A 26,615-nucleotide genomic window follows, 5' to 3' on the forward strand; every position below is an offset into this window, starting at 1 on the left:
GCGAGGCTTTGCCATGGAGCTTCGATCACAGGGCTTCGATCACACTGGCGATGTGTCCTGCGTCCAGGACGGGTCCTCGATCCGGTGCAGGCGCCCGGCCCCGGTGAGCGCGGCCCGCAGGGTCAGCGCCTTGCGCCGCGCCGGGGCCAGCCGGTGCTCCGGCGCCTCGCGCAGGATCTCCGCGCCGTAGGCGTCGGCGACCATCAGGCCGCAATCGTCGGGGATCAGTTCCGCGGGGAAGGCGTCGTCCACCGCGAAGTAGAAGGCATCGCACCAATCCCGGTATTCCGGCCATTTCTGGTCGGAGCGGAAGTCGGCCACGCAGCTTTTCACTTCCACGATGACGACGGTGCCGGCGCCGTCCATCGCCAGGACGTCGGCGCGGCGCCCGCTGGCCAGCCGGAACTCCGCCATGCTGACGAAGCCGCGGGCGGCCAGCGCCCGGCGCACCCCGCGGAAGATCGAAACGGCGCCGCTCGCCGGCATCGGCGGCTCGTCGCCGTGCAACAGGATATCGACCATTTGAAACGGAACGGTTCAGGAACAAAGCGGCACAATGACCCGGCTTCGCACCTTTGCCAAGGGACTTTTGCCGAATCCGGGCCGCGAGAAAGGGGTATGGCGAGAGGGGCGGGCGCCGGCTCAGGCCACGCCGTGAGGGATCCCATGGGAGGCGGCATGGGGCAGGCTGCGCCGCGGCGGGAACATCAGGATGGCGGTCGTGCCGGCGCCGGGTTCGCTGTACAGGTCGAGCCGTCCGCCGTGCATCTCCATCAGCCGCTTGACCACGGGCAGGCCGATGCCCGTCCCGGTGGGGCCGCGGGGCACGGTCATGTCGGCGCTGCCGAAAGGCTCCAGGACGCGGGCCATCTCGTCCTCGGCGATGCCGGCGCCGGTGTCGGCCACCATCAGCCCGATTCCACCGTCCGGCATGGGGCTGGCCGACAGCATCACCTGTCCGCCCGACGGGGTGAACTTCACCGCGTTCGACAGCAGGTTGGTCAGCATCCGCTGAAGCGCCCGGGCGTCGCCGTAGAGCAGGGGAAGGTCGCCGGACAGGTCCTCGCCGATGTCCACGCCGCGGGCCGCCGCCTTGTCGCCCACCTGGGCCAGCGCCTGACGGGCGGCGTCGGCCACGTTGATGGCCTCCTCCTGCATTTCCGTTCGCGTGGTCTCGCTCTGTGACAGGTCGAGGATGCCGTCGATCAGCGAAAGAAGATGCGTGCCACTGGCGTGGATGTCCGCGGCGTAGCTGCGGTATCGGGGGGAGCCGAGCGGGCCGAAGGTCTCCGCCAGAAGCACTTCGGAGAAGCCGAGAACCGCGTTCAGCGGGGTGCGCAGCTCATGGCTCATGTGCGCCAGGAATTCCGCCTTGGCCCGATGGGCGCGGTCCGATTCCGGCACGGTGGGAACCTCGGGGCCGAGTTCCACCAAGGATACGCAGACGGTTGGCGCCGCGAGGCCGGCGCCAGGAGAAGGCATGTCGAACGGGGTGGCGGCGATCCGCCAGCGCGCGCCGCCGGGGGCGACCATCAGGCGGCGCACCGTCTGCTTCTCCATCAGGCAGTCGGCCAGACAGGCGAACAGGCCGGCACCGTCGCCATCCTGAAGATCGTCGGCGCGGAGACGGCGCCCGGCCAGGGGATGCCCGAACAGCCGTTCCGCCGCGCGGTTGGCCGTCAGCCACTCGAAATCGGTGATGGTGCCCGTGCCCCTGATATCCGAGCCGTCCATGATCGCAGCCAGCACGCCGACGCCGTCGGCCAGCACAGCCATCGCCGCGCCGACCAGGGCGTCGCCAGCCGGTGCATGGCCGGTGGAGCCATGTCCGACCGAAATGTGACCATTCAAAAGCGCAACAGGGTCTGCGCCAGCCGGCGTTGCCGCCTCCGGTTGTCGGTCGCGGAAAGGGGTTTCGGTCACGGCATCCATTGGTCGCATGATCGAAAAATTTTGAGGAACATGCAACCGACAAATTGCGACAACTCCTGTCGTTACTACGGCGCTCTGGGGTTGCTCAGGGCCTTTTCTTGACTTTTATATAAAAGTGCGTGAAATTGTTTGCGTGGCCAGCGGCCTCGCGGTTGCCATGCGGGTGCATGCCGAATAGTCCTGTCGGGGGTCGGACGAACGGTGGGCTTGATCCGCGACGCCGCTTTCGTAGCCTGTTCGCAGGCGACCGCTTCCGGTCGCCGGAAAATCGCGTGCACGCAGTGGGAGACGCCGCCCGTGACGAGCGAAGGAGCTTATCCGTTTGGCGTGGGACGGCATGGCGCGGTCCTGGTCTTCGACGCCGACGACCGGCTGACCGCCTGGAACGAGGCGGCGGAGGCGCTGGCCGATGCCGGGCGCCTTCTGGTCCAGGGTGCCTTGCCGGAAGCGCTGGCCCCGCTGTTCCGCGGCCTGCCGCCCGGTCACACCGTCACGGACTGGCCGCTCAGCGGGGGCGGGTTCGTCCGCCGCACCGCCGGAGAGGGCGCCGTGGACGGCGGACCCGCGGCGGGTGGCGACCTGTCGGGGCGCCTGTTCGCCGCGGCCAGCCACGACCTGCGCCAGCCGCTGGCCGCCCTGTCGCTGTTGCTGGGGGCTCTGGAAGGGCGGCTCGACGGGGCCACGGGCGGCGGGAAGAGCGCAACGGTCCGGTCCGGCGCCCTCAACGACCCGGCGGCGCGCGACCTGCTGAACGCCATGGGCAACGCGGTGCAGTCGCTGCGCGGGATGGTGGACGGGCATTTCGACCTCGTGCGGCTGGAAGCCGGTCTGGTGCAGCCGGACATCGGCACGCCCGCGGTCAACGGTATCCTGACGCGGATCGCGCTGGACGCGGCCCCGCGCTTCGACGGGCGGGGGCTGCGCTTCTCGGTGCTGCCCTGCTCGGTGCGGGTCGCCACCGACGCCTCGCTTCTGGAGCGCATCCTCCAGGGGTTCGTCGCCAGCACCCTGCGCCACACCGAGCGGGGGCGGGTCGTGCTCGGCTGCCGCCGTCAGGGGGCGGATCTGCGGATCGAGCTGTGGTCCACCGGTCGCGGGCTGCTGCCCGATCAACTGCTCGCCCTGCGGCAGGAGTTCCAGCGTCCGGACGGGTCGGGCGATCCATCGGTGATCGACCTCGGCCTGCGGCTGGCCTGCGGGCTGGCGCGGCGGCTGGGGCACCGGCTGGAGGTCGACTCGGCGCCGGGCCACGGCACGATGCTGGCGGTGCTGGTGCCGCAGGCGGCGGATGGTGCGGACGAGTCGCCTCCCGCCGTGGAGCCCGGCCCCGGCGATGCGGGCCCCGCTCCCGGCGCGGACGTCAGCCGCGCCCGCGTGCTGGTCATCGAGGACGACCCGATGGTGCTGGAGGCGCTGGGCGCGCTGCTCGGCCAATGGGGCTGCGCGGTGGTCGCCGCGGATTCGGTGGACGCCGCGCTGGAGCGGCTGGGCCCGGACCCGCAGCCGCCCGACCTCGTCATCTCCGACCTGCGGCTGAAGGGGGCGATGAACGGGATCGTCGCCATCCGCCAGATCGGCAAGGCGCTCGACGCCACGCTGCCCGGGTTGATCCTCACCGGCGACACCGATCCGATGCGCCTGCGCGAGGCGCGGCTGTCGGGCTATCCGCTGCTGCACAAGCCGGTGGCGCCGATGGCCCTGCGGGGGGCGGTGGCGCGGCTTCTCGGTCGCGAGCGGCTGAAGTCCTGAGAAGGTTTCGGGTCGCTCTCAAAGGCGGAACGTTGCCCTGCGCCTTGTATTGCAGAATTGACATCGAAATGTGAGCGCAATCCCGCTGCAAGTGACAATCAATAGTCGGCGGGCCTCATGTCCTCGTTGAAACCAACTATCCATTTGGGAGGATAAGGGCTTTTCCATTATCGACTCGCAGTCCTGCTTGCTATAGTCGAACGATCCGACGATTTTGGTGAAAACGCCGTTGGGAACGGGTGGCATGGCGCTGCTGGATAGAAGGAGGCGGGTCTCGTTTGCGGTTCCGGTGCTGGTCGCCGCGGGCCTGACGCTGACCTTCGGCGCCTTTTTCCAGATGCGCGCCGCCAACCGGGAGGACGAACGCACGCATCACGAGCGGCAGTTCGCTCAGTTCCATGACGCCCTGACGGAGCGGATCGGAAGCCACACGCTGCTGCTGCGCACGCTGCGCTCGGCCTTTTCGGACCCCCGTCCGGCCAACCGCGACGGATTCGCGGCCGCGGTCCGGCCGATCATGCCGCTCTATTCCGGCTTATGGTCGGTTACCTGGGTGAGCCGCATTCCGTCGGCTGAGGTTCCCGCGCTGGAAGCGGAAATGCGCGCCGCCGGCCGCCGGGACTTTGCCGTCCGGGATGCGGACGAGACGGGCGACGGCATCCGCGGCCCGGCCCTGGCGGCTTCCCATGGGGATCTGTTCGTCAACACGTTGATGGAGCCGGAGCGGAGCGGTGCCTTCGGGCAGGGGATCAACATTCTTTCCCTGCCCAACCGGGCGGAGGTGCTGGTGCGGGCCTGCGCATCCGGCGACCTGACGGCGACGGAGGCCCTGCCGCCGCGCCATCAGGGGGAAACTGGTCGCAGCATCGGCCTGTATCTTCCCGTTTACCGCTACTCCGTGGACGAAATGGACGGGGCCGACCGCTGCGCCGAGATCGCCGGTTACGTCGCCTCGGTCTTCGGCATCGCCCGCCTGCTGGAGGAGGCGGGCAACCGTGTGAATGGTCTGCACGGGGCCGTGCATCTGCTCGACGGGCCGGCGGAGGATGGCGGACGCATCCTGGCGTCCCGCGACCTCGACGCCCCGTCGGCGAGCCGGGAGGGCGTGTCCTTCCGCGACATCCGCAAGGACGGCGAAACGGTGCTCGAACGCGATCTGGTGATCGGTGGGCGTCGCTGGACGCTGGTGCTGGCGATTCCGCCCGAACCGGAGCTGGCGCCAGCGGATTATCCGGCCTGGATCGTCCTGGTGATGGGACTTCTGCTGACCGGCGCGCTGGCCGGCTACACCCGGCGCGAGGCGCAGGCCAAGCGTTTCCTGGTGACCGAGGCCCGCGCCCGCGCCGCCATGGCCCGCGCGCTGCGCGAAAGCGAGGAGCGCTTCCGCATGGCGCTGCGCCATTCGCGGGTCGCCGTCTTCAGTCTGGACCGCAACCTGCGCTACATGTGGATGTACAACCCGCAGACCGGGCGGGCCGCGGAAACCTTCATCGGGCGGACCAACGCCGACATCCACGCCCCGGACGACGCGGCGCGGCTGGACGCGGTGAAGCGGGCCGTTCTGGACACCGGCACCGGCGCCCGGCAGGAGGTCCGCATCGGGGCGGCGCCCGGTCCCGAGCAGGTGTTCGACCTGATCGTCGAGCCGCTGCGGGACGAAGCCGGAGCGGTGTCGGGCGTGATCTGCGCCGCCATCGACATCTCCGACGGGGTGCGCATCCGCGAAGCGCTGGCCGAGGCCCATGACGAGGCGGAGCGGGCCAACCGGGCCAAATCGCGCTTCCTCGCCGCGGCCAGCCACGATTTGCGCCAGCCCTTCCAGGCGATGAGCCTGTTCCACCACATCCTCTCCGCCCGCCTGTCCGACGCCAAGCAGCTTGAGGTGGCCGACAAGCTGGGGGAGGCGATCGCCGCCGGCAACACGCTGCTCAACACGCTGCTCGACACCTCCGCGCTGGAGGCCGGCAACGTCAAGCCGCGCCCCACCGTCTTCCCGTTCCAGGACATCGCCGACCGGCTGAACCGCGAGTTCGCCGAGCAGGCGGCCAGCAGGGGCATGGTCCTGCGGATGGTCCCGACCTCCGCCTATGTGCTCAGCGATCCGGTGCTGCTGGAGCGCATGGTGCGCAACCTGCTGGTCAACGCGCTGCGCTACGCCGGGACCGGGGCGATCCTGCTGGGCTGCCGGCACCGCGACGGCCACGCGCTGGTCGAGGTGTGGGACACCGGGCCGGGCATCCCCGCCGACCAGCTCAAGCTGATCTTCGACGATTTCTACCGCTGCGGCACCGACCAGCGGGACAGCGGGCGCGGGCTGGGGCTGGGTCTGTCGATCGTCCGGCGCACCGCGCAGATCCTCGGTCATCAGGTCGATGTGCGATCGCGCGTGGGCAAGGGCACGGTCTTCTCTATTGCCGTGCTGATGGTCGGCGACCGTCACCATCCGTTGCCCGAGGAACCCACCACATCGGTGGCCAGCGCCTGAGCCGGTCCGGCGGAGCCGGCTTTGCCGCCGCTTTGCCATGCGCGCAGCGGGCCTGTGCGCCGCAAAATCGGCAGGGATGGTCGGGTGCCTTCTTCGCCTTTTCACGAAAAACCCAACGATCCGTCAATCCTGCGTCTCCGCACGCAAGGTCTTGCCATGCTGCGCCTGCTCAGTGATACAATGCTGCGCGAGCGGTTTGTGGTGCCGGGAAGTAAACAATGTCCGTCTTCCAACCGCTTGACATAGGTCATGGGGTGAGACCTTGGGCCGTCGTAAGACCGTGACGGAACGACATTTCCGCCGGTCGTCGAAGACGGTCGGCGTGGGATGCGGTGGGGCGGCGGTGCCGACGCGGCGACGGGGGGTGCGACATTGTTGCACCGCAACGGAACCGCGAAATGCGCCACCCTGTCACATCTCTTTCACGGTGCCGCGTTATTCAGGGCACCCCGAACCGGCCCCTGGCGGGCGGCCCTTCCCGGGCCAACCGATCCAGGGGTCCAACAAAAAGGCCGCGGACGACAGGGCGATCCGCAGGCCGGGAGGATTCGGCCCGGGGATCATGCGATTCCGAGCCGCTATCCGATTGAGGAGCTTCTCCAATGGACCGTGTTATTGCGCCCGCCACCCCCGACTTCGGCAAGAACGGCTCAGCCATGATCGAGAACGTCACCTTCGAGGAAATCCAGATCGGCCAGCAGGCGAGCCTGTCGCGGCGTCTGACCATGTCCGACATCGAGCTGTTCGCCACGGTGTCCGGCGACATCAACCCCGCGCACCTCGACGAGGAGTATGCGGCGGACAGCCAGTTCCACAAGGTGATCGGCCATGGCATGTGGTCGGGCTCGCTGATCTCGGCCGTCCTGGGCACGCTGCTGCCGGGTCCGGGGACGATCTACATGGGCCAGGACCTGCGCTTCAAGCGCCCGGTGGGCCTGGGCGACGTCATCACCGTGACGGTCACCGCCAAGGAGAAGCACGCCGAGAAGAACATCGTCGTCTTCGATTGCGTCGCCCGCAACCAGGACGGCAAGGAGGTCGTCTCCGGCCTCGCCGAGGTGATCGCGCCGACCCGCAAGGTCCGCCGCGCCGCGCACGAACTGCCGCAGGTCCAGGTCATCCGCCACGACGGCCATGACGAGCTGCTGGGCAAGACGGAAACGCTGCCCCCGGTGCCGACCGCCGTCGTCCATCCCTGCGACGAAAGCTCGCTGAAGGGCGCGGTCGAGGCCGCCGAGGCCAACCTGATCGACCCGGTGCTGATCGGCCCGGCCTCCAAGATCAAGTCGGTCGCCGAGGCCCATGGGCTGGACATCAGCCGCTACCGCATCGTCGACGTGGCGCATTCCCACGCGTCGGCCGAGACCGGCGTCCGGCTGGCCCGCTCCGGCGAGTGCGAGGCGGTGATGAAGGGCAGCCTGCACACCGACGAGCTGATGGCCGAGGTCGTCCGCAAGGAGACCGGCCTGCGCACCGGCCGGCGGCTCAGCCACGTCTTCGTGATGAACGTGCCGACCTACCCGCGCACGCTGCTGATCACCGACGCGGCGATCAACATCTACCCGACGCTGGAAGACAAGGTCGACATCGTCCAGAACGCCATCGACCTCGCCAAGGTGCTGGGCGTCGAGACGCCGCGCGTCGCCATCCTGTCGGCGGTCGAGACGGTGAACCCGAAGATCGCCTCGACGCTGGAGGCCGCCGCACTCTGCAAGATGGCCGACCGCGGCCAGATCAAGGGCGGCATCCTCGACGGCCCGCTGGCCTTTGACAACGCCATCAGCCTGGAGGCCGCCCGCACCAAGGGCATCGTGTCCGAGGTCGCCGGTCAGGCCGACATCCTGCTGGTTCCGGACCTGGAGGCCGGCAACATGCTGGCCAAGCAGCTGTCCTTCCTGGCGAACTCCGACGCCGCCGGCATCGTGCTCGGCGCGCGCGTGCCGATCATCCTGACCAGCCGCGCCGACAACGTCCGCACCCGTCTGGCGTCCTGCGCCGTGGCCGTCCTGGCCGCCGCCGCCCGCCGCCGTGGCGCCGCCGCTGCGGCCGAGTGAGAGGGGCGACCGTCATGACCAGCCAGAACGCGGGTGGCGGCAACGCCATCCTGGTCATCAACGCCGGTTCCTCCAGCCTGAAATTCTCGGTCTTCCGGGAAAGCGGGGCGGGGGGGCTGCGGGTGACGATCAACGGCCAGATCTCCGGGATCGGCACCGAGCCGAAATTCGAGGCCAAGGACGCCGCCAAGTGTCCGCTGGCCGAGCGGGTCTGGACGGCGGGCGAGCCGTCCGACCGCACCGCCCTGCTGGCCTTCCTGTTGGAGTGGATCGAAGGGCGGCTGGACGGGGCGAAGCTGCTGGCCGCCGGCCACCGCGTCGTCCATGGCGGCACCCGCCACGCCGCCCCGGTGCTGCTGACCCCGGCGGTGATGGAGGAGCTTGAGAGCTTCATCCCGCTGGCCCCGCTGCACCAGCCGCACAACCTCGCCGCCATCCGCGCGCTGGCCGAGGCCCATCCGGAGCTGCCGCAGGTCGCCTGCTTCGACACCGCCTTCCACCGCGGCCAGCCCTGGCAGGCGCAGATGTTCGCCATTCCGCGCGAACTGACCGACGAAGGCGTGCGCCGCTACGGCTTCCACGGCCTGTCCTACGAGTACATCGCCCGCCGCCTGCCGGAGCTGGCTCCGGAATTGGCGGATGGCCGGGTGGTGGTCGCCCATCTCGGCAGCGGCGCCAGCATGTGCGCCATCCACGCCGGGCGCAGCGTGGACAGCACCATGGGCTTCACGGCGCTGGACGGGCTGCCCATGGGCACCCGTTGCGGCAACATCGACCCCGGCGTGCTGATCTACCTGATGCGCCAGAAGGGCATGGGCGCCGACGCCATCGAGAAGCTGCTCTACAACAAGTCCGGCCTGCTCGGCGTGTCGGGCCTGTCCAACGACATGCGCGCCCTGCTGGACAGCGAGGACCCGCATGCCGGGGAGGCGGTGGAGCTGTTCTGCTTCCGCATCGCCAAGGAGACCGGCGCGCTTGCCGCGTCCATGGGCGGCATCGACGCGCTGGTCTTCACGGCCGGCATCGGCGAACGCTCCGCCCCGGTGCGGGCGCGGGTGGGCGACAAGCTGGCTTGGCTGGGCGTGGTCATCGACCCGGCGGCCAACGAGGCCAACGGCCCGCTGATCTCCGCCCCCACCAGCCGCATCCCCGTCTACGTCATCCCGACCGACGAGGAGCAGATGATCGCCCTGCACAGCCGCAAGGCGCTGGAGACCGCTTGACCGGCGGTCCGTCCGGTGCCGCCGCATGAAGGCTGAATGAAGAAGGCCCGCCGTCGTGACGGCGGGCCTTCCTTTTGCGGGGGAGAGCGGTCCGCGTTTACAGACCTTTCCAGAGCTTCAGATACTCGATCAACTTGCGCGTGTGAACCGGTGGCGGCTGGTGGAAGCGGGCGACGAGGCCGACCTGCTCGTCCATCTTCACGACGACGCCCCGGCAGGCGAAATCCAAGCTTTCCTCGCCGAGCCGGAAGAGGATGCGGAAGTCGAACTGCTGCTTGGCGATCAAATCGCCGTCATAGGGGCGGATGCGGAAAGACCCGAGGACGAACTCCTCCGGCACATATTCGTGGCTGTCGATCCGGATGGTCGGGGGATCGGCGGGGCGTTCCTTGGCGTTGGACGCGGAAGCCGCGGTGGATTTGCCTCGTCCGCTCAATTTCGACAACCACGACATGGCGGCCCAGGCCCTTTCCAGACGACATCGTGACAGAACTGCAATTGTCCGGAGTTTCGGACCTATTTCCTTTAATAATGGTTAAGCTTGATCCGCCAGCGAAAATGCTCTGATTTTCCATGCCAGAACCACCGCCGTCGGGCAATGGTGAGTGGTTTTGTCGCATGTTGCACCGTCATGGCAACCATGACGTTGTTTTGCGGTGGCTTTGCTCGTCAAGTGGTGAGAAAGTGATTACCTTTTTCAACACTTGATAAATAGGTCTGTGGACAGATTTCGCCCGTTTCGGCACTTCGCAGGTGCGGCATTCTTTTCGCATCCGCAAATGAACAGCGAAAGGAGGCGCGAGCCGACGACTGGGCGCGGGCGCGGCGGTCAGACCAAAGAAAACAGCCGCCGTAGCCTTCCAAAACATCCGCACTTGGAGGAGGAAAGCCATGATGCATCGCAACATCGGAGATCTTTTGAACCGCCGCCGCGTGGTCAGCCTGCCGGCGGGGGCCTCGGTGCGGGATGCCGCGCGGCAGATGAAGGCCGCCCATGTGGCGTCCGTCGTGGTCACCGCCTCCATCGACGAACAGATCGAAGGCATCTTCACCGAGCGCGACCTGACCGACCGCGTGGTGGCCGACGGGCTGGACCCGGATCAGACCCGGCTGTCGGAGGTGATGACCCCGTGCCCGATCACCGCGGCCCACGACATCACGGTGGGCGAGGCGTTGCGCCGGATGGCCGACCATGGCCTGCGCCACCTGCCGGTCGTCCGCGACGGCCGCGTCGTCGGCGTCGTGTCCATGCGCGACTTCATGGGCGAGGAGCTGATGCTGATCGAGCACGAGCGCGAGATGATGGACAGCCTGACCGAGGTCATGATGTGAACGCGCCCGAAGCCCCCCGCGCACTCCGGGCTGCGCGGAGGGCTTCGGCGGTCTCGCCTCTTACCCCAGCTTCTTGAGAGCGGTCTCGACCTTGTCGATCTTGGTCTCGGCCTTGGTCAGGGCGGCGTGCGATTCCTTCAGCCCGTCCAGGGACACCTTCGCCTCGGCGAGCAGCGGGCCGAAGTCGGGGTCCTTGTCGGAAACCATGGCCGGGAAGGACTTGCGGGTGCCGGTGATCTCGTTGGCGGCGGCGAGGATCTCCTTCTTCGCCTGGGCGGCCTGCTGGCGCACCTGGGTGATGTAGAAGGTGGCCGTCTTGAGCGAGGCCGCCCGCTTGTCGTCCTCCGCCTCTTCGGCGACCATCTGCTCCTGCTGTGCGCGGTCGGCCTGCCCGCCGACGTCGCGGGCGATGTTGTCGTAGAAGGAGTCGGCGTCCTGCGCCCGTTTGGCCAGCTTGCGGCAGCTCGCCAGATAGGTGGCGCGCAGGTCCAGGGCGCCCTTCAGCGCCTGGGCGGCCTCCTTGACGATCCCGGCGGCCTCGGTGGCGGCCTCGGCGGTGTCGTCCTTCAGCTGGTCCAGCTTCATGACGATGGCGTCGGCGCGGTCGAAGGCCCCCTGGGCCGGGTCGCGTCCCCCATACTGCTTGGGGTCGAGCTTCATCTTCGCGACGGCCGCCTTGCCCTGCGAGAACAGCTTGGCGGCCTGGGCGGCGGTCGCGGCGACCTTCTTGGCCTGGGCGTCCACCGTCTTGGCGGCGGCCTGGACCGCGGCGGCTTGGGCCTTCGCCTCCTTGGCGTTGCCGGCCCCCTGCGCCTCCAGCACGTTGCGCAGCGCGAGGTCGGCGTTGGCGGCGGCCTGATCGAGCAGCTTGATGTCGGCGTTGGTGGCCTTCAGCAGCCCGTCGATCTGCACCGCGACCTTGTCGGCGATGGCGCGGGCGGCCTTGCCCTGCTCCTCGGCCTCCTTGGCCTTTTCCGCCTCGGCGTCCTCGCGCATCTCGGCGATGCGCTCGTTGACGGCCACGCCGGCGCGGCGCCCGATGTCGTCCAGCGACTGCCCGAGCTTCTTCAGCTCCGCCGCGATGGTCGCGACGCCCTCGGCCTTGGCCGACTTCTCCAGCGTCGTCTGATAGGCGGTGGCGCTCTTCACATAGTCGAGCAGCGCCTTCTCCAGAGCCTTGGCGTCGTTCTTGCCGAGGGCGGTGTCGAGTGCCTTGGTCACGTCCTCCAGCCCGGACTTGTGGAAGACGCCCATGAACTTGGCGCTCGGCTTCTTCTTGCCGGTGGCGGTTTCAAAAGCCGTCTTGGCGGATTTCCAGTCGCTTGCGAATCCCATGGCGTTCCTCCCCGGATTGGACGGCGGAACGATGGGCCGGACGAACTGGACCGACAATCCGGGATGGGTCCATTGCGGATGGGTTCGGGGAACGCTTCACGGGGGTGATTCACAGGGCGCGGGCCGGGGCGTAGACTGGAGTGGTCCGTCTCCGGAACCTCCTGGCGCGAGGAAGGCGATGTTTCTGCCGTCCATCCACGATTTCACCGCCGAAGCCGCCGATCCCGCCCATTACGCGGCGCTGGACGGCGACTGGTCGCTGGCCGTCGCCGACGTGGTGGCGAGCACCCGTCTGGCCGGGGAGGGGCGTCACCGTGACGTGAATTTCGTCGCCGCCGCGGTGGTCGCCGTCCTGTCCGAGGCGGTGCGGGAACCGGAGCAGCCCGCCGCCTGCCAGTTCGGCGGGGACGGCGCCATCGCCGCGGTTCCGCCGGGCCGCCGCACGGCGGCCGAGCAGGCGCTGGCGGCGCTCGCCCATTGGGCGGCGACGGAGATGGACGTGCCTCTGCGGGTCGGCCTCGTGCCGGTGCGGGCGCTTCTCGACGAGGGGTTGGAGGTGCTGGTCGCCTTGCAGGATTTCGGCAACGGCGACGCTTTCGGTCTGTTCCTGGGGAGCGGGGTCACTGCGGCGGACGCCTGGGTGAAGGCCGATCCGCGCTGGCGGCTGGAGCCGCGGCCCGGCCCGCTGACCGGGCTGGAGGGCGTGTCCTGCCGCTGGAACCCGGTCAACAGCGGACGCGGCGTGATCCTGTGCGTAATCGTCGATCCATTGCCCGGTGGCGGTCCGGGGCTGTCGGTGCTGGCCCGGGTCCAGGCCGACATCGAGCGGATCGTGCCGACCGCCACGGCGGCGCCGCTCGGCATGGGGGAACGGCTGGCTGTGCGCTGGCCGCCTTCCTGGCGGTCGCTGTGGCTGGAGGCGCGCACGCGCCCGCGCGGGCGGAGGCTGGCCTGCGTCCTGTCGCTTCTCGGGAAATCCGCACTGCTCGCCGCGATTCTGGGCGGCGGCTGGCGGGTGGCCGGCTTCGATCCGGACCGCTACCGCCGCGGCATGGCCGAGCGGTCGGACTTCCGCAAATCGGCCGGCGGGCCACGCCTCGTCCTCGACGTGACGGAGACGGAGGCCGCCGCCATCGAGACCATGCTGGCCGGCCACGCGGCGGCCGGGCGCATCCGCTACGGCACGGCGCGGGCGGCGGCCTCCACGGTAACCTGCCTGGTCGGCGACCTCGCCGCCGACCGGCACGTCCATTTCGTGGATGGAGCGGACCTCGGCTTCTGGCGGGCCTCGGTCATGCTGAAGCGGATGGCCGAGCGGGAGCCGTCCGCTCAGTAGGCCCCACGGCCGAGCAGGCGGCGGCGGGATTCCGCCTCGTCCACCGTCACGATCTCGGTGCCGACCGGCCACAGGGCCAGCAGGGCGAGCTTCAGATGCGCCCAGGCGAAGGGCAGGCCGATGATGGTGATGGCGAGGCCGACCGCGGCCACCAGATGGCCGAGCGCCAGCCACCAACCGGCCAGCGCGAACCACAGGATGTTGCCCAGCGTGCCGAGCAGGCCGGTGCCGATGTCCTCGCGGCCACGGAACTCATCCCGGCGGACGGCGGTTTGTCCAAAGGGCAACAGAGTGTACCAGGCAATCGTGAAGGCGGATCGCGCCCACGGAATGCCGACGATGGTGAGGACCATCAGGACGGCCGCGAGGAGCCATCCCGCGGCCATCCAGATGCCGCCGGTCACCACCCACAGGATGTTGAGAAGAAGGCTGAGGAAGGGCATCGGGTGTTTCTCCTTTTGCCCGCACATGTGGGGATGGCGGGCGGCTTCGCCCAGAGGAGGGATCGGCGAAAGTGGCGCATCGAAAGATTCATCCCCTCCCGGCTTCCGGTGGCTTGAATGCCCTCCGGAAAGGCCACAGATCGAACGAGGGGCCTTTGAGCAAAAAGCGGTTCCGCAGGGAACCGGGGTCCGCGCCGCACGCCATCCAGGGTATCACCGGATCGGAGGCCGCATGAACGAGGTCCAGAACCACGAAGAGTCCACCGACGCCGCCGTCATGGGCGACGACGCCGAAAGCATGGCGCCGGTGGTCACCGCCATCCTTGGCACCGCCATCGCGGCGGCGGCCAAGCGCGCCGGCACCGCCGACGTCGCCCACGGGGTGATCGCGGGGTTGCGCCTGCTGCGCTCCGCCGCGGAGTCGGAGGCCGGCTACACCATGGGGGCGGCGATCGACACCGCCATCCGCACCCGCCTGCTGGTGGAGAACCTGTCGGCCCTGCGCACCACCGGGTCCGCCCCGGCGCCGGTGCCGTTGCCCGAACCGGGGCCGGGGGTGGCCATCGCATCGGCCATCTTCGTCAGCGCCGCGGAATCCTGCCTGACCGTCAACGCCCATGCCGAGGACAACGGGCCGCTCGAGATGGCCGTGTTCGCCTTCTCCACGCAGTTGATCCAGCAGCTTGGCGGGTCGCCGGACTGGCGGGATCTGATGCGCGAGCTGCACCGCCCGTCCGAGCCGCGCGACGACCGTCCGGTCGAGGCGCTTCCCGATGGCAACACCATTCACTGACGGTGCCGGGATGGTGCCGGCCCACTGACGTTTTCGGCCCTCGATAGTCCCAATTCTTGTGCGGATTTCGCCGGCAATGGCGGGACTGCACAACAATTGGGGTAAAAACCTGCGATTTTCGGGATTTGCGGCCACCGTTCGCGCCATTTCGGGCCTTTTTATGGTACGGGACAAGGCTGCAGACCCTCCATTAGGCTCCCTGTCAATCGGCGGAGACGATCTCCGCGACGTGTTCGGGAATCGGGGAGCGGAGCCTTGACCATACACAGCAGCGCCGGGCGGCCCGCGGGGGCCGCGTTCGGCATCGTGCCGTCGTCGCCCGGCGAGGCGCCGACGTCACGCTGCGGCGCATCGCGGGAGGTGGGGCCGGGCTGCGTCGTCGCCGGCGATCCCGCCGGACGGCGCATCATCCTGGTCCATGCGGCGTCGAGCGAATCCCGGGCCTGGACCCGCCTGCTGCGCGCCGTTCCGGCGGGGCAGGAGTGGGTGGCCGTGCCGCGTCCCGACCCGGCGCCGATCAGCGGCGCCTCCCGGCTGCGCGGCGGCGACCCCGGCGTGCCGGCGGCGGCGCTGCGCCCTCTGCTGACGCTCCGCCGTTCGCGAAAGCCGCTGCTGATCGGCTGTGGCAACGGCGTGCCGGTGGCGCTGCGGGCCGTGCTGGATTTCCCGGAACTGGTCGGCGGCCTTCTGCTGATCGACCCGATGACCGAGGAGGCCGCCCGGCCGGGCGTGTTCCGCCGCATCGCCGCCCGCATCCTGCCGCCGGTCGTCCGCGACAGCGCGGCGGAGCTTCAGGCCATGGCGCCCGCGCTCGACGCGGTCCGTGTCCCGGTCACCCTGGTGCAGGGGAAGGACGTGCCGGACGGCTTTGCGGGCGCGTCCTTCCTGGAGCAGCGCCTGACCGGCTGCCGCACCTTGACGGTGGTGACCGTTCCCGGCCAGCAGGTTCTGCCCGCCAAGCATGAATCGGCCATCCGCGGCGCTCTGGCCGCGTTGGTCGCTTCGGTGGAGCGGGGAGGGGCCTGAGCGGAGCAGGCCCGGAAAGGGCGTCCGGTCAGAGACCGTTCGCAGTGATCGCCGCCTGGGTGCGGTTGCGCACACCGAGCTGGCGCAGGATCGCCGTCACGTGCACCTTCACGGTGCCTTCGGTCAGGCCCAGTTCGTGCGCGATCTGCTTGTTGGACTTGCCGTCGCGCAGGCGGTTCAGCACGTCGCGCTGGCGCGGGGTCAACTGGTCGCCCGCCCCGTCGGCCAGGGAGCCCAGCGGATCGGCGTCGCCTGAGCCGTTGCCGGCGTGCGGCGCGCTGTCGGTCATCCGGTCGCCGCGGATCGCCTGTTCCGGCAGATAGACGCCGCCGGCCAGCACCAGCTGCAGGGCACCCATCAGCACCTTCGCGCTGCTCGACTTCGGGATGAAGCCGGCGGCGCCGTTCTCCAGCGCGGCCAGCAGGTCCGACCGCTTTTCCGATCCCGACACCACGACCAGCAGCGCCTTGGGAAGCCGCTGGTGGATCTCGCCGAGCAGGGAGAAGCCGTTCCATCCCGGCATGCCGAGATCCAGGAGGATCAGGTCGAAGGCGATGGCGCCGTCGCACAGGCGGCGGACGTCGTCGAACGTCCCGGCCTCGTGAAACACCATGCTGTCGTCCGACTGGGCGAGCAGACGCCGCAGCCCGTCCCGGAACAGCAGGTGATCGTCGGCAAGCAGAACGTTCAGGGTCGGCTTTTCCGCGCTGTATTCCATGATGCTCATCGTGTCGGGGCTGCGATCCAAACAAATTCGGAGCGTATTGCCGAAATAGCCATCATCATTTCGAGGCGGAAGAGGGCCTTTGGTCCTATGGCGCACCACTTATGGCGTGTCGTCGCACCCAAAACGGGTGCTCCGGACGCGACAACGCCGGCCGCGGGATGGCGCGGCCGGCGTTGTGGGTGCCGGGAAGGCAGAACCGCAAGAAGCAGGACGATGGATCAGACCACGTTGGCGCTGATCCCGGCGGCTTCCGCCGGCTGGTCGCCGATGCCGTTGTTCAGCGCCCAGATCGCCGCCTGGGTGCGGTTGGAGGCGTTGATCTTGCGCAGCAGGCTCTTCAGATGGACCTTCACCGTAGCCTCCGTGATGTGGAGGTGGTTGGCGATCATCTTGTTGGAGTTGCCGTTCAGCAGGCAGCGCAGGATCTGGATCTCACGCTGGGACAGGCCCTTGCGGCGGGCCGGGACCTCGGTCGCCAGCTCATCGCTGCGGCCGTTGATCAGCAGCTCGGCCAGGTGGGTGGGGAACACCTTCTCGCCCATCATCACCAGCTTCAGCGACTGCATCAGCGCTTCGCAGGCGATGTCCTTCATCAGGTAGCCGTGGGCGCCGGCGCCGAGCGCGCCCGACAGGCGGCGGGTGCACAGGTCGGTGGTCAGGATGACGACGCGGATGCCGGGGTGGCCGTCGCGCAGGGCGCGGAGCTGGTCGGCCTCGTCCTCGCCGCCGTTGACGAGGTCGATGAGGACCAGGTCGGGCTGGGTGCCCGCCGCCTCGACCGCGGGGACGCCCTCGCGCAGGGTGCCGGCCTCGCCCATCACCTTGAAGGGCGTGTTCTCGAACAGACGCTTCATGCCTTCGCGGAAGAGCTTGTTCGCGTCGATCAGGAAAACGTTCACGGGGTCCATTGTTCCTACCCGCCCTCTGTTTGTTTCAATTCGGTCGTTGACTGGCGCCTCCGTGGACATCCGGTCCGGGGGGAGGGCCGCTCTCCGCGGCTGTCCGTTTGGTTTCGGGGTGCCACGATCTGATTGGACCTTACCCCGGATTTGCGGAACAGAAAATTTCCCCAAAGGAAAAGTTATGTCTCGCAATGGGCATATGCCCTAAGCCGAAATAAGACAAACCGTCCAACGAACCATTCACGAATGTCTCACCGGGAATAATCAATCGGTCTTGAATTCGGTTCTGCCTGTGATTTGTCTGTGACTGCGGGTGATTCTTGGGCTCCTATGGCCGATGTGACTTCGAGCGATTGTGGTAAGACAAGCGCTATGGTGTCGGACATAGTGCGGGTCGCGTCCATCCCTGCCCATGGGCCTAGGTCCATGCCCATTGGCGGAGCGCCCTGGCCGTTCCGTCAAGGGAAGGGGTTCGATGCGCCGGGGGGCGTGCTATATACGGTGTCCTCTTTCGATGAAGGGCGTCTCCCGACCGCGGGGGAGCCCACCCAGGAAATCCGGTGCCGCATGTCCGATCCCTACGCCTACGACGATCCGCTGGGCCATGATCCCCTCAGCCACGCGGGCGCCCCGGCCCCCGCGCCGGCGCAGCGTTTCGCCTATCTGGACGGGCTGAACCCCGTGCAGCGCGAGGCGGTCGAGGCGCTGGACGGTCCGGTTCTGGTGCTGGCCGGCGCCGGCACGGGCAAGACGCGCGTGCTGACCACCCGGCTGGCCCATCTGCTGATGACGCGCCGCGCCGCCGCCTTCCAGATCCTGGCGGTGACCTTCACCAACAAGGCCGCCCGCGAGATGCGCGAGCGCGTCGCCCATCTGGTGGGGATCGAGCCGGAAGGCTGGTGGCTGGGCACCTTCCACGCGCTGGCCGCGCGCATCCTGCGCCGCCATGCCGAGCTGGTGGGGCTGAAGTCCAACTTCACCATCCTCGACACGGACGACCAGATCCGCCTGATCAAGCAGCTTCTGGAGGCGGCGAACGTCGATTCCAAGAAGTGGCCGGCGCGGCAGGTGCTGGGCGTGATCGAGCGCTGGAAGGACCGCGGCCTGACCCCGGACCGGCTGAACGAGGGCGACGGCGGCGACGTGGCCGGCGGGCGCGTGGTGGCGCTCTACCGCGCCTACCAGGAGCGGCTGCGCACGCTGAACGCCTGCGACTTCGGCGACCTGCTGCTGCACAACATCACGCTGTTCCAGAAGCACCCGGACGTGCTGGCGGAATACCACCGCAAGTTCAAATACATCCTGGTGGACGAATATCAGGACACCAACGTCGCCCAGTATCTGTGGCTGCGCATCCTCTCGCAGGCCCACAAGAACATCTGCTGCGTCGGCGACGAGGACCAGTCGATCTACGCCTGGCGCGGCGCCGAGATCGGCAACATCCTGCGCTTCGAGGCCGACTTCCCCGGCGCCACCGTCATCAAGCTGGAGCAGAACTACCGCTCCACCGGCCACATCCTGTCGGCGGCCTCCGGCCTGATCGCCAACAACAAGGGGCGACTCGGCAAGACGCTGTGGACCCAGGCGGACGGCGGCGAGCCGGTGCGCGTGCGCGGCGTCTGGGATGGCGAGGAGGAGGCCCGCTGGGTCGGCGACGAGATCGAGGCGCTGCAGCGCCAGGGCGTCTCGCTCGCCCAGATCGCCGTCCTGGTCCGCGCCGGCTTCCAGACCCGCGAGTTCGAAGAGCGCTTCATCACGCTGGGCCTGCCCTACCGGGTGATCGGCGGCCCGCGCTTCTACGAGCGGCAGGAGATCCGCGACGCGCTGGCCTATCTGCGCGTCGTCAACTCGCCCGACGACGATCTCGCCTTCGAGCGCATCGTCAATGTGCCCAAGCGCGGCGTCGGCCCGGCGGCCCTGCAATGCCTCTATCAGGCGGCGCGCTCGCGCGGGATGCCGCTGACCGAGGCGGGCTGGGCGCTGACCGAGACGGACGAGTTGAAGCCCAAGGTGCGCGGCGTGATGCGCAACCTGCTTCAGGACTTCTTCCGCTGGCGCACCCTGTCGGCGACCATGCCGCACACCGAACTGGCCCGCATGGTGCTGGACGAGTCCGGCTACACCCGCATGTGGCAGGAGGACAAGACGCCCGAGGCGCCGGGCCGGCTGGAGAACCTGAAGGAACTCATCACCGCCATGGCGGAGTTCGAGAACCTGTCGGGCTTTATGGAGCATGTCGCGCTGGTCATGGAGAACGCCGAGGCCGCCGGTGTCGATCAGGTCACGGTGATGACCCTGCATGGGGCCAAGGGGCTGGAGTTCGACATGGTCTTTCTGCCCGGCTGGGAGGAGGGCGTGTTCCCCAACCAGCGCGCGCTGGACGAGACCGGCATCGCCGGGTTGGAGGAGGAGCGCCGCCTCGCCTATGTCGGGCTGACCCGGGCGCGCAAGCGGGCCTACATCAGCCACGCCGCCAACCGGCGCCTCTACGGCAACTGGGTCAGCGCCATCCCCTCCCGCTTCGTCGAGGAGATCCCCGGCGGCGACGTCGAGGCGGAGGCGGCGAGCGGCCTTTATCCGGGCGGCAACGCCGGCGGCGGGGGATTTGGCGGGGGAGGGAGCTTCCGCGATTCGTCGAGCTACGCCGCCTTCCGCGCCGGCCAGCAGGCGGCAGGCCGCCAGCAGCCCCCGTCGCCGCGCACCATCACGCTGGACAGCGGTTCCTATCAGGTCGCCCCGCGCGCCCGTCCGAACGCGCCCTTCCCGAAGGGGGCGCGGGTGTTCCACCAGAAGTTCGGCTACGGCACCGTCACGGCGGTCGACCAGGACAAGCTGGAGATCGACTTCGATCAGGCCGGCAGCAAGAAGGTGATGGACAGCTTCGTGGTGCCGGCGGAGAAGGCGGGCTGACACAGGCGGGGTGATCGGGGCGGGGTGATCGGGGCAGGGTGACCGATTGCCGCAGCGCCCCGCCGCGGTGACGATCGTCACAGGCCGGGCGGCGGCGTTCGGCTACTGGTTGTGCACAGACATCGTGCCCACAGCCACGGAACCCGCACAGTGTTCGGCAAGAGCAGCACCGCGTTCGAGGTCCAGATCCGCCGCGAGGGTCGCTGGACCATCGAAGGGACCTACGACGAGGAGCGCCGAGCCCTGGCCTCCGCCCGCAGTTGGCTGGCGGTCAGCGGGGTTGAGGAGGTCAAGGCCCTCAGGTTCCGCTCGCTGGCCGGACTGTCGCTGGAGACGGTGATCTTCCAGAAGGCCGTTCCGGTGGTGAAGGACAAGCCCATGGCGCTGGGCGGCACGGCGGAGGGCGCGCCCTACTGCACGGCCCCCGGCGATCTCTACGGGTTCGAGTCACGGGTGGTCACCGGCCGGCTGCTGCGCCCCTTCCTCGACAAGTTCCGCATCACCCCGACCGAGCTTCTCCACAGCTGGACCTACCTGCGCAAGCTCGACGAGCAGGGCCTGCTGCTGGGCGCGGCGCTCCAGGCGGTGGCCCGCCACCACGCGGATCGCCATGGCGTCGCCGTGCCGGCGCGGGCGCGCGAGCTGCGGGGCTTCGCCGACGTCGTGATGACCCGCGCCCGCGACTTCCAGGCCGAGCGCAAGGCCCTGCCGGCCTTCGATCCCGCCGACCTGTCCCGCTCCAGCCGCGCCCTTGCCGCCGCGGTGGGGGAGGAGGGGCACGACTTCGCCTTCCTCAGCCAGCTCACGTTTCATCTGGCCGACCGCAATTCGCTGGCCGGCAAGCTGGAGATGCTGCTCGACCTGATCGGGCCGGAGGTGGAGCCGCGCCACCTCGCCCTGCTCGACGGGGTGATGGCCGACACGCTGGGCTCCGCCGAGCTGGTGAAGGAGCTTCTGGGCGCACAGCCGAACCTCGCCCTGGGGCTGTGCGCTCTGGCCGACCTGATCCTGGGCCGCGACCCGCAGCCGAAGAGCGAACCGGTCAGCCCGCTGTTGGCCCATGTCGGCGCGCTGATCGTCCAGGCGCGCGCGCCGTGCTGCCGCGCCGTCCTGCTGGAGCGCATCCAGCACTCGCTGAACGGCACCCAGCCGCTCGACCGCCGCGACCCGAAGAAGGAGGCGCTGCTGGCCGACCATCTCGCCACCCACCTGCGCGATCCGCAGGGGCGCCTGCTTGGCGGCGCCGAGGTCGAGAAGGCGCTGGCCCGCCGCCTTATCCGCCACCGTCAGGCGATCCTGCGCGAGCAGGGGATGCACGACATCGCGGACCGGCTGTCGGGACGGTGATTCCGCCGGCTTCGCCTCACGACGCCGGCGGCGACCAGGGGAGTTCGGTCTGCGGCTTGTCCCGCCGCAGCGCTTCGTAGATCTCCGCGCCCTTCCTGCGGTCCGTCTCGCACAGCATCATCAGCACGTCGGAGTCGGCGCTGGCCGACGTGCAGACCTTCGAATCCCGGGTGCAGGTCGGCCGCGGGTGCGGCGCCAGCCAGTATCCGGGTTGAGCCTTCCGCGCCGCCTCCCAAAAGGCCGTCGTCAGCTTGGCGCTTTCCGCCTCGCTGCCGTCGTTTCGCACTGTGAACAGCGGCGAGTGCACGCTGCTCGAGAACAGGCCCGAACCGGTCATCTGGGCCACGCAGAAGCGCTCGCGCACCGGCGCGGCCGCCAGGACCGGCGCATCGGCGTACACGGCACCCGGCGGCAGGGCCGGGGTCGTGCTGATGATCGGGCCGACGATCAGCTCGCGCGGCTCGCGGGCGCGCCACAGCTTGACCAGCACGCTCTGCCCGCTGGGCACCGCGCCCAGAACACCGCGCATCTGCACCACATCGCCCACCGCGACGCCGCGCACTTCCAGGATCACGTCGCCGGCCCGGATGTCTGACAGCTCGGCCGCCTTGCCCGGTATCAGCGCCGTCACCACCAGACCGCGTGGCGATTCCACCCCCAATGCCTGCATCAGATGGGGAGTCAGGGGCTCCACCGCCGCCCCCATCGTCCCCTGCGGCTCGCGCGCTGCCGGTGCTGCGGCGGGATCGGCTGTGACCGCCGCCGCCGAAGCGGAGCCTGTACCCGCCACCGCACCGGCGCCCGCCGTGCAACGCTGCTCCGCCATGACTTGACGCACCGCCTTGACGTTGACCATCACGGCCTCGTGGAATTCGGGGTCCAACGAAGGCAGTTGGTCGATGTACCCTCGCTGCAGCGACGCCAGAGCCTTGCAGTCCGTGCCCCGGTAGGAGGGAACCATATCGGCCACCAGCGACGCTTCCGATGGCATGTTCACTGCGCTCACCGCCCCGATCGCCAGCCCGACCGGATCGAGCGCGCAGCCCGACACCATCGCCGCCCCCGAAACCGCCACCAGCGCCGCCATCCATGCCCTGGCCGCTTTGCTAACGCGCTGCATCAAGCCCGTCTCCCCCGTGTCGCTCTTGCGGAACCCTCGATCCGCTGATCTCCGGGTGCAGTGTGCCCGCTCAAAAGTGGTAAGAAAAGCGGCGGCAAGCCCGTAACGTGCTTTCGCCGGTCAAAACGTCGCACACTGCGGTCGATCCAGCCCGGTGGACCCGTTTCCGGATGCGGCAGTCCTGTGCCGCGATGGGCGCGTGCGCGCGGTTGCAGGACGTTCCGGCTGCAGGAAATCTTTGTGTCGCCGCGTCTCTGTGGTTAAGTCTCCCACCAGACAACGACCACCCCATCATCGGCGACCTTCCCATGTCCTCCTCCAAGCTCTGGCGCATCGCGCTCGTCATTCCCGAAGCCCACGCCCCCGCGTTCGCCGAGGCGATTGGCGATCACGCCGACGCGGTGTCCACCTTCGAGCTGGAGGAGCACGGCGACTGGCTGGTCGAGGCGACGGTCTACGGGCAGCCGGACGAGCCGCGGCTGAACGCCCGCGTCGCCGTTCTGGCCGAGGCCATGGGCATCCCCGAGCCCAAGCTGATCGTCGAGGAGCTGCCCCTGATCGACTGGGTGTCGCACAGCTACCAGGGCTTTCCGCCGATCCAGGCCGGGCGCTTCTTCGTTCATGGCTCCCACCATGAGGGCATCGTCCCAGCGGGCAGCATCCCGCTGCTGGTCGACGCCGCCACCGCCTTCGGCACGGGCGAGCACGGCTCGACCAAAGGCTGCCTGATGGCGCTGGACCGGCTGGCCCGGCGGATGAGCCTGCCGCGCGCCGGGCGGGGCGGGGCGCTCGACATGGGCTGCGGTTCGGGCATCCTGGCGCTGGCGGTGACCAAGCGCTGGCGGGTGCCCGTCACCGCCGTGGACATCGACCCGGAGGCGGTGCGCGTCACCCGCGTCAACGCCGCGCTCAACGGGGTGAAGGCCCGCATCCGCTCGCAGGGCGGCGACGGCTACCACACCGCCATCGTGGGCAAGCACAAGCCCTACCGCTTGATCACCGCCAACATCCTGGCCCGTCCGCTGGCCCGCATGGCGCCGAAGCTCAAGCGCCATCTGCAGCGCGGCGGGGTCGCCGTGCTGGCCGGCCTGCTGAACCGGCAGGAGCGCCACGTCATCCAGGCGCACCGCACCCAGGGCCTGCATCTGGTGGCGCGCATCCCGGTCGGCGAATGGACCACCCTTGTGGTGAAGCGCCCGAAGCGGACGGCCGTAAAGGGCTGACGCCCCTGGATTTCGGTCCTCCCGCCGCCAATGTCTTCCGAATGTATGGACGACCCGCGGAGGACCGATGCTGAACCGGATCAGGGCGCTGTTCCAGGAGAACGACCCCGGCGACGACCGCCACAGGCTGGAGGCCGCCGCCGCCGCCCTTCTGGTCGAGGCCGCACGCACCGACAACACCATTTCCCCGGCGGAGCGCGAGCGCATCCTCGACGTCACCCGCCGCCACTTCCACCTGAGCGAGGAGGAGGCGCAGGACCTGCTGTCCGCCGCCGTGTTCGACACGGAGGGCGCCTCGCCCTACTACCGCTACGTCACGGTGATCAACGACCACTGCCCGCCGGACAAGCGGCTGTGGATCATCGAGATGCTGTGGGAGGTCGCCTACGCCGATGGCGAGCTGAACGACCTGGAGTCCAACCTGCTGCGCCGCATCGGCGGCCTGCTCCATGTGCCCGACGTCGATCGTGGCCTCGCCCGCAAGCGCGTCCTGGAGCGGCTGGGGCTGCCCGACGATTCGGGGCTGTAGGGCGTCCCGCCGGGGCCTTCGCGCGGCTATGCCCTTTCCCGCGCTTGCGCGGTGGGGCGTCCCTGCCTAGCCTGTCGCGGACGGCTTCACCGGATGAGGATCAGCCCCCGTGTCCAGCGCTTACCGCGGCGACGAAACCCTGGCGCAGCTCCTGGCCCAAGCGGGCCTGCCCCACACCCCCGCGGACATCCGCAGCCTCGTCGCCGGGGTGCTCGCCGCGCCGGAGGGGGAGGACCCTGACGGATGGATGGTCCTGGTCGGGGCGCGGCTTCCGGAGGATCTCGCCGGGCAGCTCCGCGCCCTGAAGGCCGACCTTGCTGATGGCCGTGTCGCCGAGGCACCGGATTACCCCGCCCGCATCGCCGCCCTGCGCGGTGTCCTGGGGCGCGCCGACCTCGACGGCTTCATCGTGCCGCGCGGCGACGAGCATCAGGGCGAGTATGTGCCGCCGCGCGCCCAGCGCCTCGCCTGGCTGACCGGCTTCACCGGATCGGCCGGCCACGCCGTCGTGGGGCGGCAGCGCGCGGCCATCTTCGTGGACGGGCGTTACACCCTCCAGGTCCAGACGGAGGTGTCGGGCGACCTCTACGAATACCGGCATCTGGTCGACGACCCGCTGACCGAATGGGCGGGAGAGGCGCTGCCGCGCGGCGGACGGCTCGGCTACGATCCGTGGCTGCACACCGCCGGCTGGGTGGAGCGCACCCGCCAGCAGCTGGAGCGCATCGGCCTGTCGCTGGTGCCCTGCCCGGACAACCCGGTGGACCGCGTCTGGACGGACCAGCCGCCGCCCCCGCTGGCCCCGGTGGTTGCCCAGGACCTCGTCTTCGCCGGGGACAGCGCCGCCGACAAGCGCGCCCGCATCGCCGGCGACCTGGCGCGCAACGGCATCGGCGCCGTGGTGCTGACCCAGCCCGACTCCATCGCGTGGCTGCTCAACCTGCGCGGCGCGGACGTGCCCTGCACGCCGCTGCCGCTGTCCTTCGCGATCCTGAAGGACGACGCACAGGTGGACCTGTTCATCGACCGCCGCAAGCTGGCGCCGGGCGTCGAGGCCCATCTCGGCAATCAGGTCGCCGTGCGCGCCCCGGACGAGCTGGGCGCCGCTCTGGACGGGCTGGGGCGCGAGGGGCGCAAGGTGATGGCCGACCCGGCCGGCACCTCGGCCTGGATCTTCGACCGGCTGCACATGGCCGGCGCCAAGCTGGAGCGCGACCCCGACCCCTGCGCTCTGCCCAAGGCCTGCAAGAACGAGGCGGAGCTGGCCGGCACCCGCGCCGCCCACGCCCGCGACGGCGCGGCACTCGTCCGCTTCCTGCACTGGCTGTCGCAGGAGGCGCCGTCGGGCACGGTGACGGAGATCGCGGCGGCGGACCGGCTGCTGGCCTTCCGCCGCGCCAACGACCGCTTCCGCGGCCTCAGCTTCGACACCATCTCCGGGGCGGGGCCAAACGGCGCCATCGTCCATTACCGGGTGTCGGAGGCGACCGACCGCCGGCTGGAGCCGGGCAGCCTGTTCCTGCTGGACAGCGGCGCCCAGTATCAGGACGGCACCACCGACGTGACGCGCACCATCGCCATCGGCGCGCCGACCCCGGAGATGCGCGAGCGTTTCACGCTGGTCCTCAAGGGCCACATCGCCGTCAGCACGGCGCGATTCCCGCGCGGCACCACCGGGTCGCAGCTCGACACTCTGGCCCGCCTGCCGCTGTGGTCGCTGGGGCTGGACTACGACCACGGCACCGGCCACGGGGTGGGCAGCTATCTGTCGGTGCACGAGGGGCCGCAGCGGATCTCCAAGGTGCCGAACAGCGTAGCGCTGCAGCCCGGCATGATCCTGTCCAACGAGCCCGGCTACTACAAGACCGGCGCCTACGGCATCCGCATCGAGAACCTGATCGTCGTCCAGCCGCTCGAGCTGCCGATGGCGGAGCGGCCCATGCTGGGATTCGAGGTGCTGACCCTGGCCCCCATCGACCGCACTCTGGTCGAGCCGGCGCTGCTGACCCAGGCGGAGATCGCGTGGCTGAACGCCTATCACACCCACGTGCGCGAGGCGCTGGAGCCGCGGCTCGCGGGCGAGGGGGATGCCGCCGTGAGGCAATGGTTGAGGCAGGCGACCTCGCCGATCATCGACTGAGGGACATGG

Annotated in this window: 21 protein-coding genes; 13 read left to right on the forward strand and 8 right to left on the reverse strand. The window is 69.4% G+C overall.

Annotated features, from left to right (window positions below):
- Positions 1 to 39: 39 nt before the first annotated feature.
- Positions 40 to 522 carry an MmcB family DNA repair protein gene (locus ABAZ39_RS02555; RefSeq protein WP_038526426.1) on the reverse strand — a complete coding sequence of 161 codons (483 nt, stop codon included), beginning with the start codon at positions 520 to 522 and terminating at the stop codon, positions 40 to 42.
- A 120-nt stretch (positions 523 to 642) separates the two neighbouring features.
- Positions 643 to 1,776, reverse strand: coding sequence for a sensor histidine kinase (locus tag ABAZ39_RS32785; protein WP_247881611.1), 1,134 nt, complete (start codon positions 1,774 to 1,776; stop codon positions 643 to 645).
- Between the two features lie 453 nt (positions 1,777 to 2,229).
- On the opposite strand from ABAZ39_RS32785, the gene ABAZ39_RS02565 reads away from it, so the two are divergent.
- From ABAZ39_RS02565 to ABAZ39_RS02580, 4 genes are all read left to right on the forward strand, one after another.
- Positions 2,230 to 3,681, forward strand: a complete 1,452-nt coding sequence (locus ABAZ39_RS02565) for a hybrid sensor histidine kinase/response regulator (protein WP_247881612.1) — start codon at positions 2,230 to 2,232, stop codon at positions 3,679 to 3,681.
- A gap of 244 nt (positions 3,682 to 3,925) precedes the next feature.
- A complete protein-coding gene (locus ABAZ39_RS02570; protein ID WP_051657761.1) occupies positions 3,926 to 6,166 on the forward strand; it encodes a CHASE domain-containing sensor histidine kinase in 2,241 nt (746 codons plus the stop codon).
- Between the two features lie 656 nt (positions 6,167 to 6,822).
- Positions 6,823 to 8,220 (forward strand): bifunctional enoyl-CoA hydratase/phosphate acetyltransferase, encoded by a 1,398-nt coding sequence (locus tag ABAZ39_RS02575; RefSeq protein ID WP_081863017.1) that lies wholly within the window; start codon positions 6,823 to 6,825, stop codon positions 8,218 to 8,220.
- A 14-nt stretch (positions 8,221 to 8,234) separates the two neighbouring features.
- Positions 8,235 to 9,443 (forward strand): acetate/propionate family kinase, encoded by a 1,209-nt coding sequence (locus ABAZ39_RS02580; protein WP_038526434.1) that lies wholly within the window; start codon positions 8,235 to 8,237, stop codon positions 9,441 to 9,443.
- Positions 9,444 to 9,540: 97 nt separating this feature from the next.
- On the opposite strand, the gene ABAZ39_RS02585 is transcribed toward ABAZ39_RS02580, so the two are convergent.
- Positions 9,541 to 9,879, reverse strand: coding sequence for a hypothetical protein (locus tag ABAZ39_RS02585; RefSeq protein ID WP_247874613.1), 339 nt, complete (start codon positions 9,877 to 9,879; stop codon positions 9,541 to 9,543).
- A 455-nt stretch (positions 9,880 to 10,334) separates the two neighbouring features.
- On the opposite strand from ABAZ39_RS02585, the gene ABAZ39_RS02590 reads away from it, so the two are divergent.
- On the forward strand, positions 10,335 to 10,775 hold the full coding sequence (locus ABAZ39_RS02590; protein ID WP_038526440.1) for a CBS domain-containing protein: 441 nt from the start codon (positions 10,335 to 10,337) through the stop codon (positions 10,773 to 10,775).
- Between the two features lie 60 nt (positions 10,776 to 10,835).
- Here ABAZ39_RS02590 and ABAZ39_RS36025 read toward each other — a convergent pair whose 3' ends face one another.
- A complete protein-coding gene (locus tag ABAZ39_RS36025; RefSeq protein WP_038526444.1) occupies positions 10,836 to 12,110 on the reverse strand; it encodes a hypothetical protein in 1,275 nt (424 codons plus the stop codon).
- Positions 12,111 to 12,288: 178 nt separating this feature from the next.
- Here ABAZ39_RS36025 and ABAZ39_RS02600 point away from each other — a divergent pair, with 178 nt between their 5' ends.
- Positions 12,289 to 13,446, forward strand: coding sequence for a DUF3095 family protein (locus ABAZ39_RS02600; RefSeq protein ID WP_051657762.1), 1,158 nt, complete (start codon positions 12,289 to 12,291; stop codon positions 13,444 to 13,446).
- On the opposite strand, the gene ABAZ39_RS02605 is transcribed toward ABAZ39_RS02600, so the two are convergent.
- Positions 13,440 to 13,889 (reverse strand): YccF domain-containing protein, encoded by a 450-nt coding sequence (locus ABAZ39_RS02605; protein ID WP_038526447.1) that lies wholly within the window; start codon positions 13,887 to 13,889, stop codon positions 13,440 to 13,442. The genes ABAZ39_RS02600 and ABAZ39_RS02605 overlap by 7 nt on opposite strands.
- Positions 13,890 to 14,121: 232 nt before the next feature.
- Here ABAZ39_RS02605 and ABAZ39_RS02610 point away from each other — a divergent pair, with 232 nt between their 5' ends.
- Positions 14,122 to 14,682 (forward strand): hypothetical protein, encoded by a 561-nt coding sequence (locus tag ABAZ39_RS02610; protein ID WP_038526449.1) that lies wholly within the window; start codon positions 14,122 to 14,124, stop codon positions 14,680 to 14,682.
- Positions 14,683 to 14,937: 255 nt separating this feature from the next.
- On the forward strand, positions 14,938 to 15,708 hold the full coding sequence (locus ABAZ39_RS02615) for an alpha/beta fold hydrolase (RefSeq protein WP_051657763.1): 771 nt from the start codon (positions 14,938 to 14,940) through the stop codon (positions 15,706 to 15,708).
- Positions 15,709 to 15,736: 28 nt separating this feature from the next.
- On the opposite strand, the gene ABAZ39_RS02620 is transcribed toward ABAZ39_RS02615, so the two are convergent.
- Both ABAZ39_RS02620 and ABAZ39_RS02625 read right to left on the reverse strand, forming a co-directional pair.
- Entirely contained in the window at positions 15,737 to 16,399 is a 663-nt protein-coding gene (locus tag ABAZ39_RS02620) for a LuxR C-terminal-related transcriptional regulator (RefSeq protein WP_038530569.1), read from the reverse strand.
- A gap of 254 nt (positions 16,400 to 16,653) precedes the next feature.
- Positions 16,654 to 17,343 carry a LuxR C-terminal-related transcriptional regulator gene (locus tag ABAZ39_RS02625; protein WP_038526452.1) on the reverse strand — a complete coding sequence of 230 codons (690 nt, stop codon included), beginning with the start codon at positions 17,341 to 17,343 and terminating at the stop codon, positions 16,654 to 16,656.
- A 561-nt stretch (positions 17,344 to 17,904) separates the two neighbouring features.
- On the opposite strand from ABAZ39_RS02625, the gene ABAZ39_RS02630 reads away from it, so the two are divergent.
- Both ABAZ39_RS02630 and ABAZ39_RS02635 read left to right on the forward strand, forming a co-directional pair.
- Positions 17,905 to 20,247: an ATP-dependent helicase gene (locus ABAZ39_RS02630; protein WP_038526454.1), complete on the forward strand. Its 2,343-nt coding sequence runs from the start codon at positions 17,905 to 17,907 to the stop codon at positions 20,245 to 20,247.
- 150 nt (positions 20,248 to 20,397) lie between these two features.
- Complete coding sequence (locus ABAZ39_RS02635) at positions 20,398 to 21,594, forward strand: hypothetical protein (RefSeq protein WP_038526457.1); 1,197 nt, start codon at positions 20,398 to 20,400, stop codon at positions 21,592 to 21,594.
- A gap of 16 nt (positions 21,595 to 21,610) precedes the next feature.
- Here ABAZ39_RS02635 and ABAZ39_RS02640 read toward each other — a convergent pair whose 3' ends face one another.
- Entirely contained in the window at positions 21,611 to 22,714 is a 1,104-nt protein-coding gene (locus ABAZ39_RS02640; RefSeq protein WP_144243451.1) for a PDZ domain-containing protein, read from the reverse strand.
- A 308-nt stretch (positions 22,715 to 23,022) separates the two neighbouring features.
- Here ABAZ39_RS02640 and ABAZ39_RS02645 point away from each other — a divergent pair, with 308 nt between their 5' ends.
- From ABAZ39_RS02645 to ABAZ39_RS02655, 3 genes are all read left to right on the forward strand, one after another.
- Positions 23,023 to 23,937, forward strand: coding sequence for a 50S ribosomal protein L11 methyltransferase (locus ABAZ39_RS02645; protein ID WP_038526462.1), 915 nt, complete (start codon positions 23,023 to 23,025; stop codon positions 23,935 to 23,937).
- A 67-nt stretch (positions 23,938 to 24,004) separates the two neighbouring features.
- Positions 24,005 to 24,466: a tellurite resistance TerB family protein gene (locus tag ABAZ39_RS02650; protein ID WP_038526465.1), complete on the forward strand. Its 462-nt coding sequence runs from the start codon at positions 24,005 to 24,007 to the stop codon at positions 24,464 to 24,466.
- 109 nt (positions 24,467 to 24,575) lie between these two features.
- Entirely contained in the window at positions 24,576 to 26,606 is a 2,031-nt protein-coding gene (locus ABAZ39_RS02655; RefSeq protein ID WP_038526468.1) for an aminopeptidase P family protein, read from the forward strand.
- Positions 26,607 to 26,615 lie beyond the last annotated feature (9 nt).

This window comes from Azospirillum argentinense, assembly GCF_000632475.1.
Classification (GTDB): domain Bacteria; phylum Pseudomonadota; class Alphaproteobacteria; order Azospirillales; family Azospirillaceae; genus Azospirillum; species Azospirillum baldaniorum.

Excerpts from the sequence above, each read along its gene's own strand:
- ABAZ39_RS32785 (WP_247881611.1), bottom strand. The coding sequence starts at position 1,776 with ATGGCTGTGCTGGCCGACGGCGTCGGCGTGCTGGCTGCGATCATGGAC.
- ABAZ39_RS02625 (WP_038526452.1), bottom strand. The coding sequence starts at position 17,343 with ATGGACCCCGTGAACGTTTTCCTGATCGACGCGAACAAGCTCTTCCGC.
- ABAZ39_RS02610 (WP_038526449.1), top strand. The coding sequence starts at position 14,122 with ATGAACGAGGTCCAGAACCACGAAGAGTCCACCGACGCCGCCGTCATG.
- ABAZ39_RS02630 (WP_038526454.1), top strand. The coding sequence starts at position 17,905 with ATGTCCGATCCCTACGCCTACGACGATCCGCTGGGCCATGATCCCCTC.
- ABAZ39_RS02590 (WP_038526440.1), top strand. The coding sequence starts at position 10,335 with ATGATGCATCGCAACATCGGAGATCTTTTGAACCGCCGCCGCGTGGTC.
- ABAZ39_RS02600 (WP_051657762.1), top strand. The coding sequence starts at position 12,289 with ATGTTTCTGCCGTCCATCCACGATTTCACCGCCGAAGCCGCCGATCCC.
- ABAZ39_RS02645 (WP_038526462.1), top strand. The coding sequence starts at position 23,023 with ATGTCCTCCTCCAAGCTCTGGCGCATCGCGCTCGTCATTCCCGAAGCC.
- ABAZ39_RS02570 (WP_051657761.1), top strand. The coding sequence starts at position 3,926 with ATGGCGCTGCTGGATAGAAGGAGGCGGGTCTCGTTTGCGGTTCCGGTG.
- ABAZ39_RS02555 (WP_038526426.1), bottom strand. The coding sequence starts at position 522 with ATGGTCGATATCCTGTTGCACGGCGACGAGCCGCCGATGCCGGCGAGC.
- ABAZ39_RS02580 (WP_038526434.1), top strand. The coding sequence starts at position 8,235 with ATGACCAGCCAGAACGCGGGTGGCGGCAACGCCATCCTGGTCATCAAC.
- ABAZ39_RS02575 (WP_081863017.1), top strand. The coding sequence starts at position 6,823 with ATGATCGAGAACGTCACCTTCGAGGAAATCCAGATCGGCCAGCAGGCG.
- ABAZ39_RS02650 (WP_038526465.1), top strand. The coding sequence starts at position 24,005 with ATGCTGAACCGGATCAGGGCGCTGTTCCAGGAGAACGACCCCGGCGAC.
- ABAZ39_RS36025 (WP_038526444.1), bottom strand. The coding sequence starts at position 12,110 with ATGGGATTCGCAAGCGACTGGAAATCCGCCAAGACGGCTTTTGAAACC.
- ABAZ39_RS02605 (WP_038526447.1), bottom strand. The coding sequence starts at position 13,889 with ATGCCCTTCCTCAGCCTTCTTCTCAACATCCTGTGGGTGGTGACCGGC.
- ABAZ39_RS02640 (WP_144243451.1), bottom strand. The coding sequence starts at position 22,714 with ATGCAGCGCGTTAGCAAAGCGGCCAGGGCATGGATGGCGGCGCTGGTG.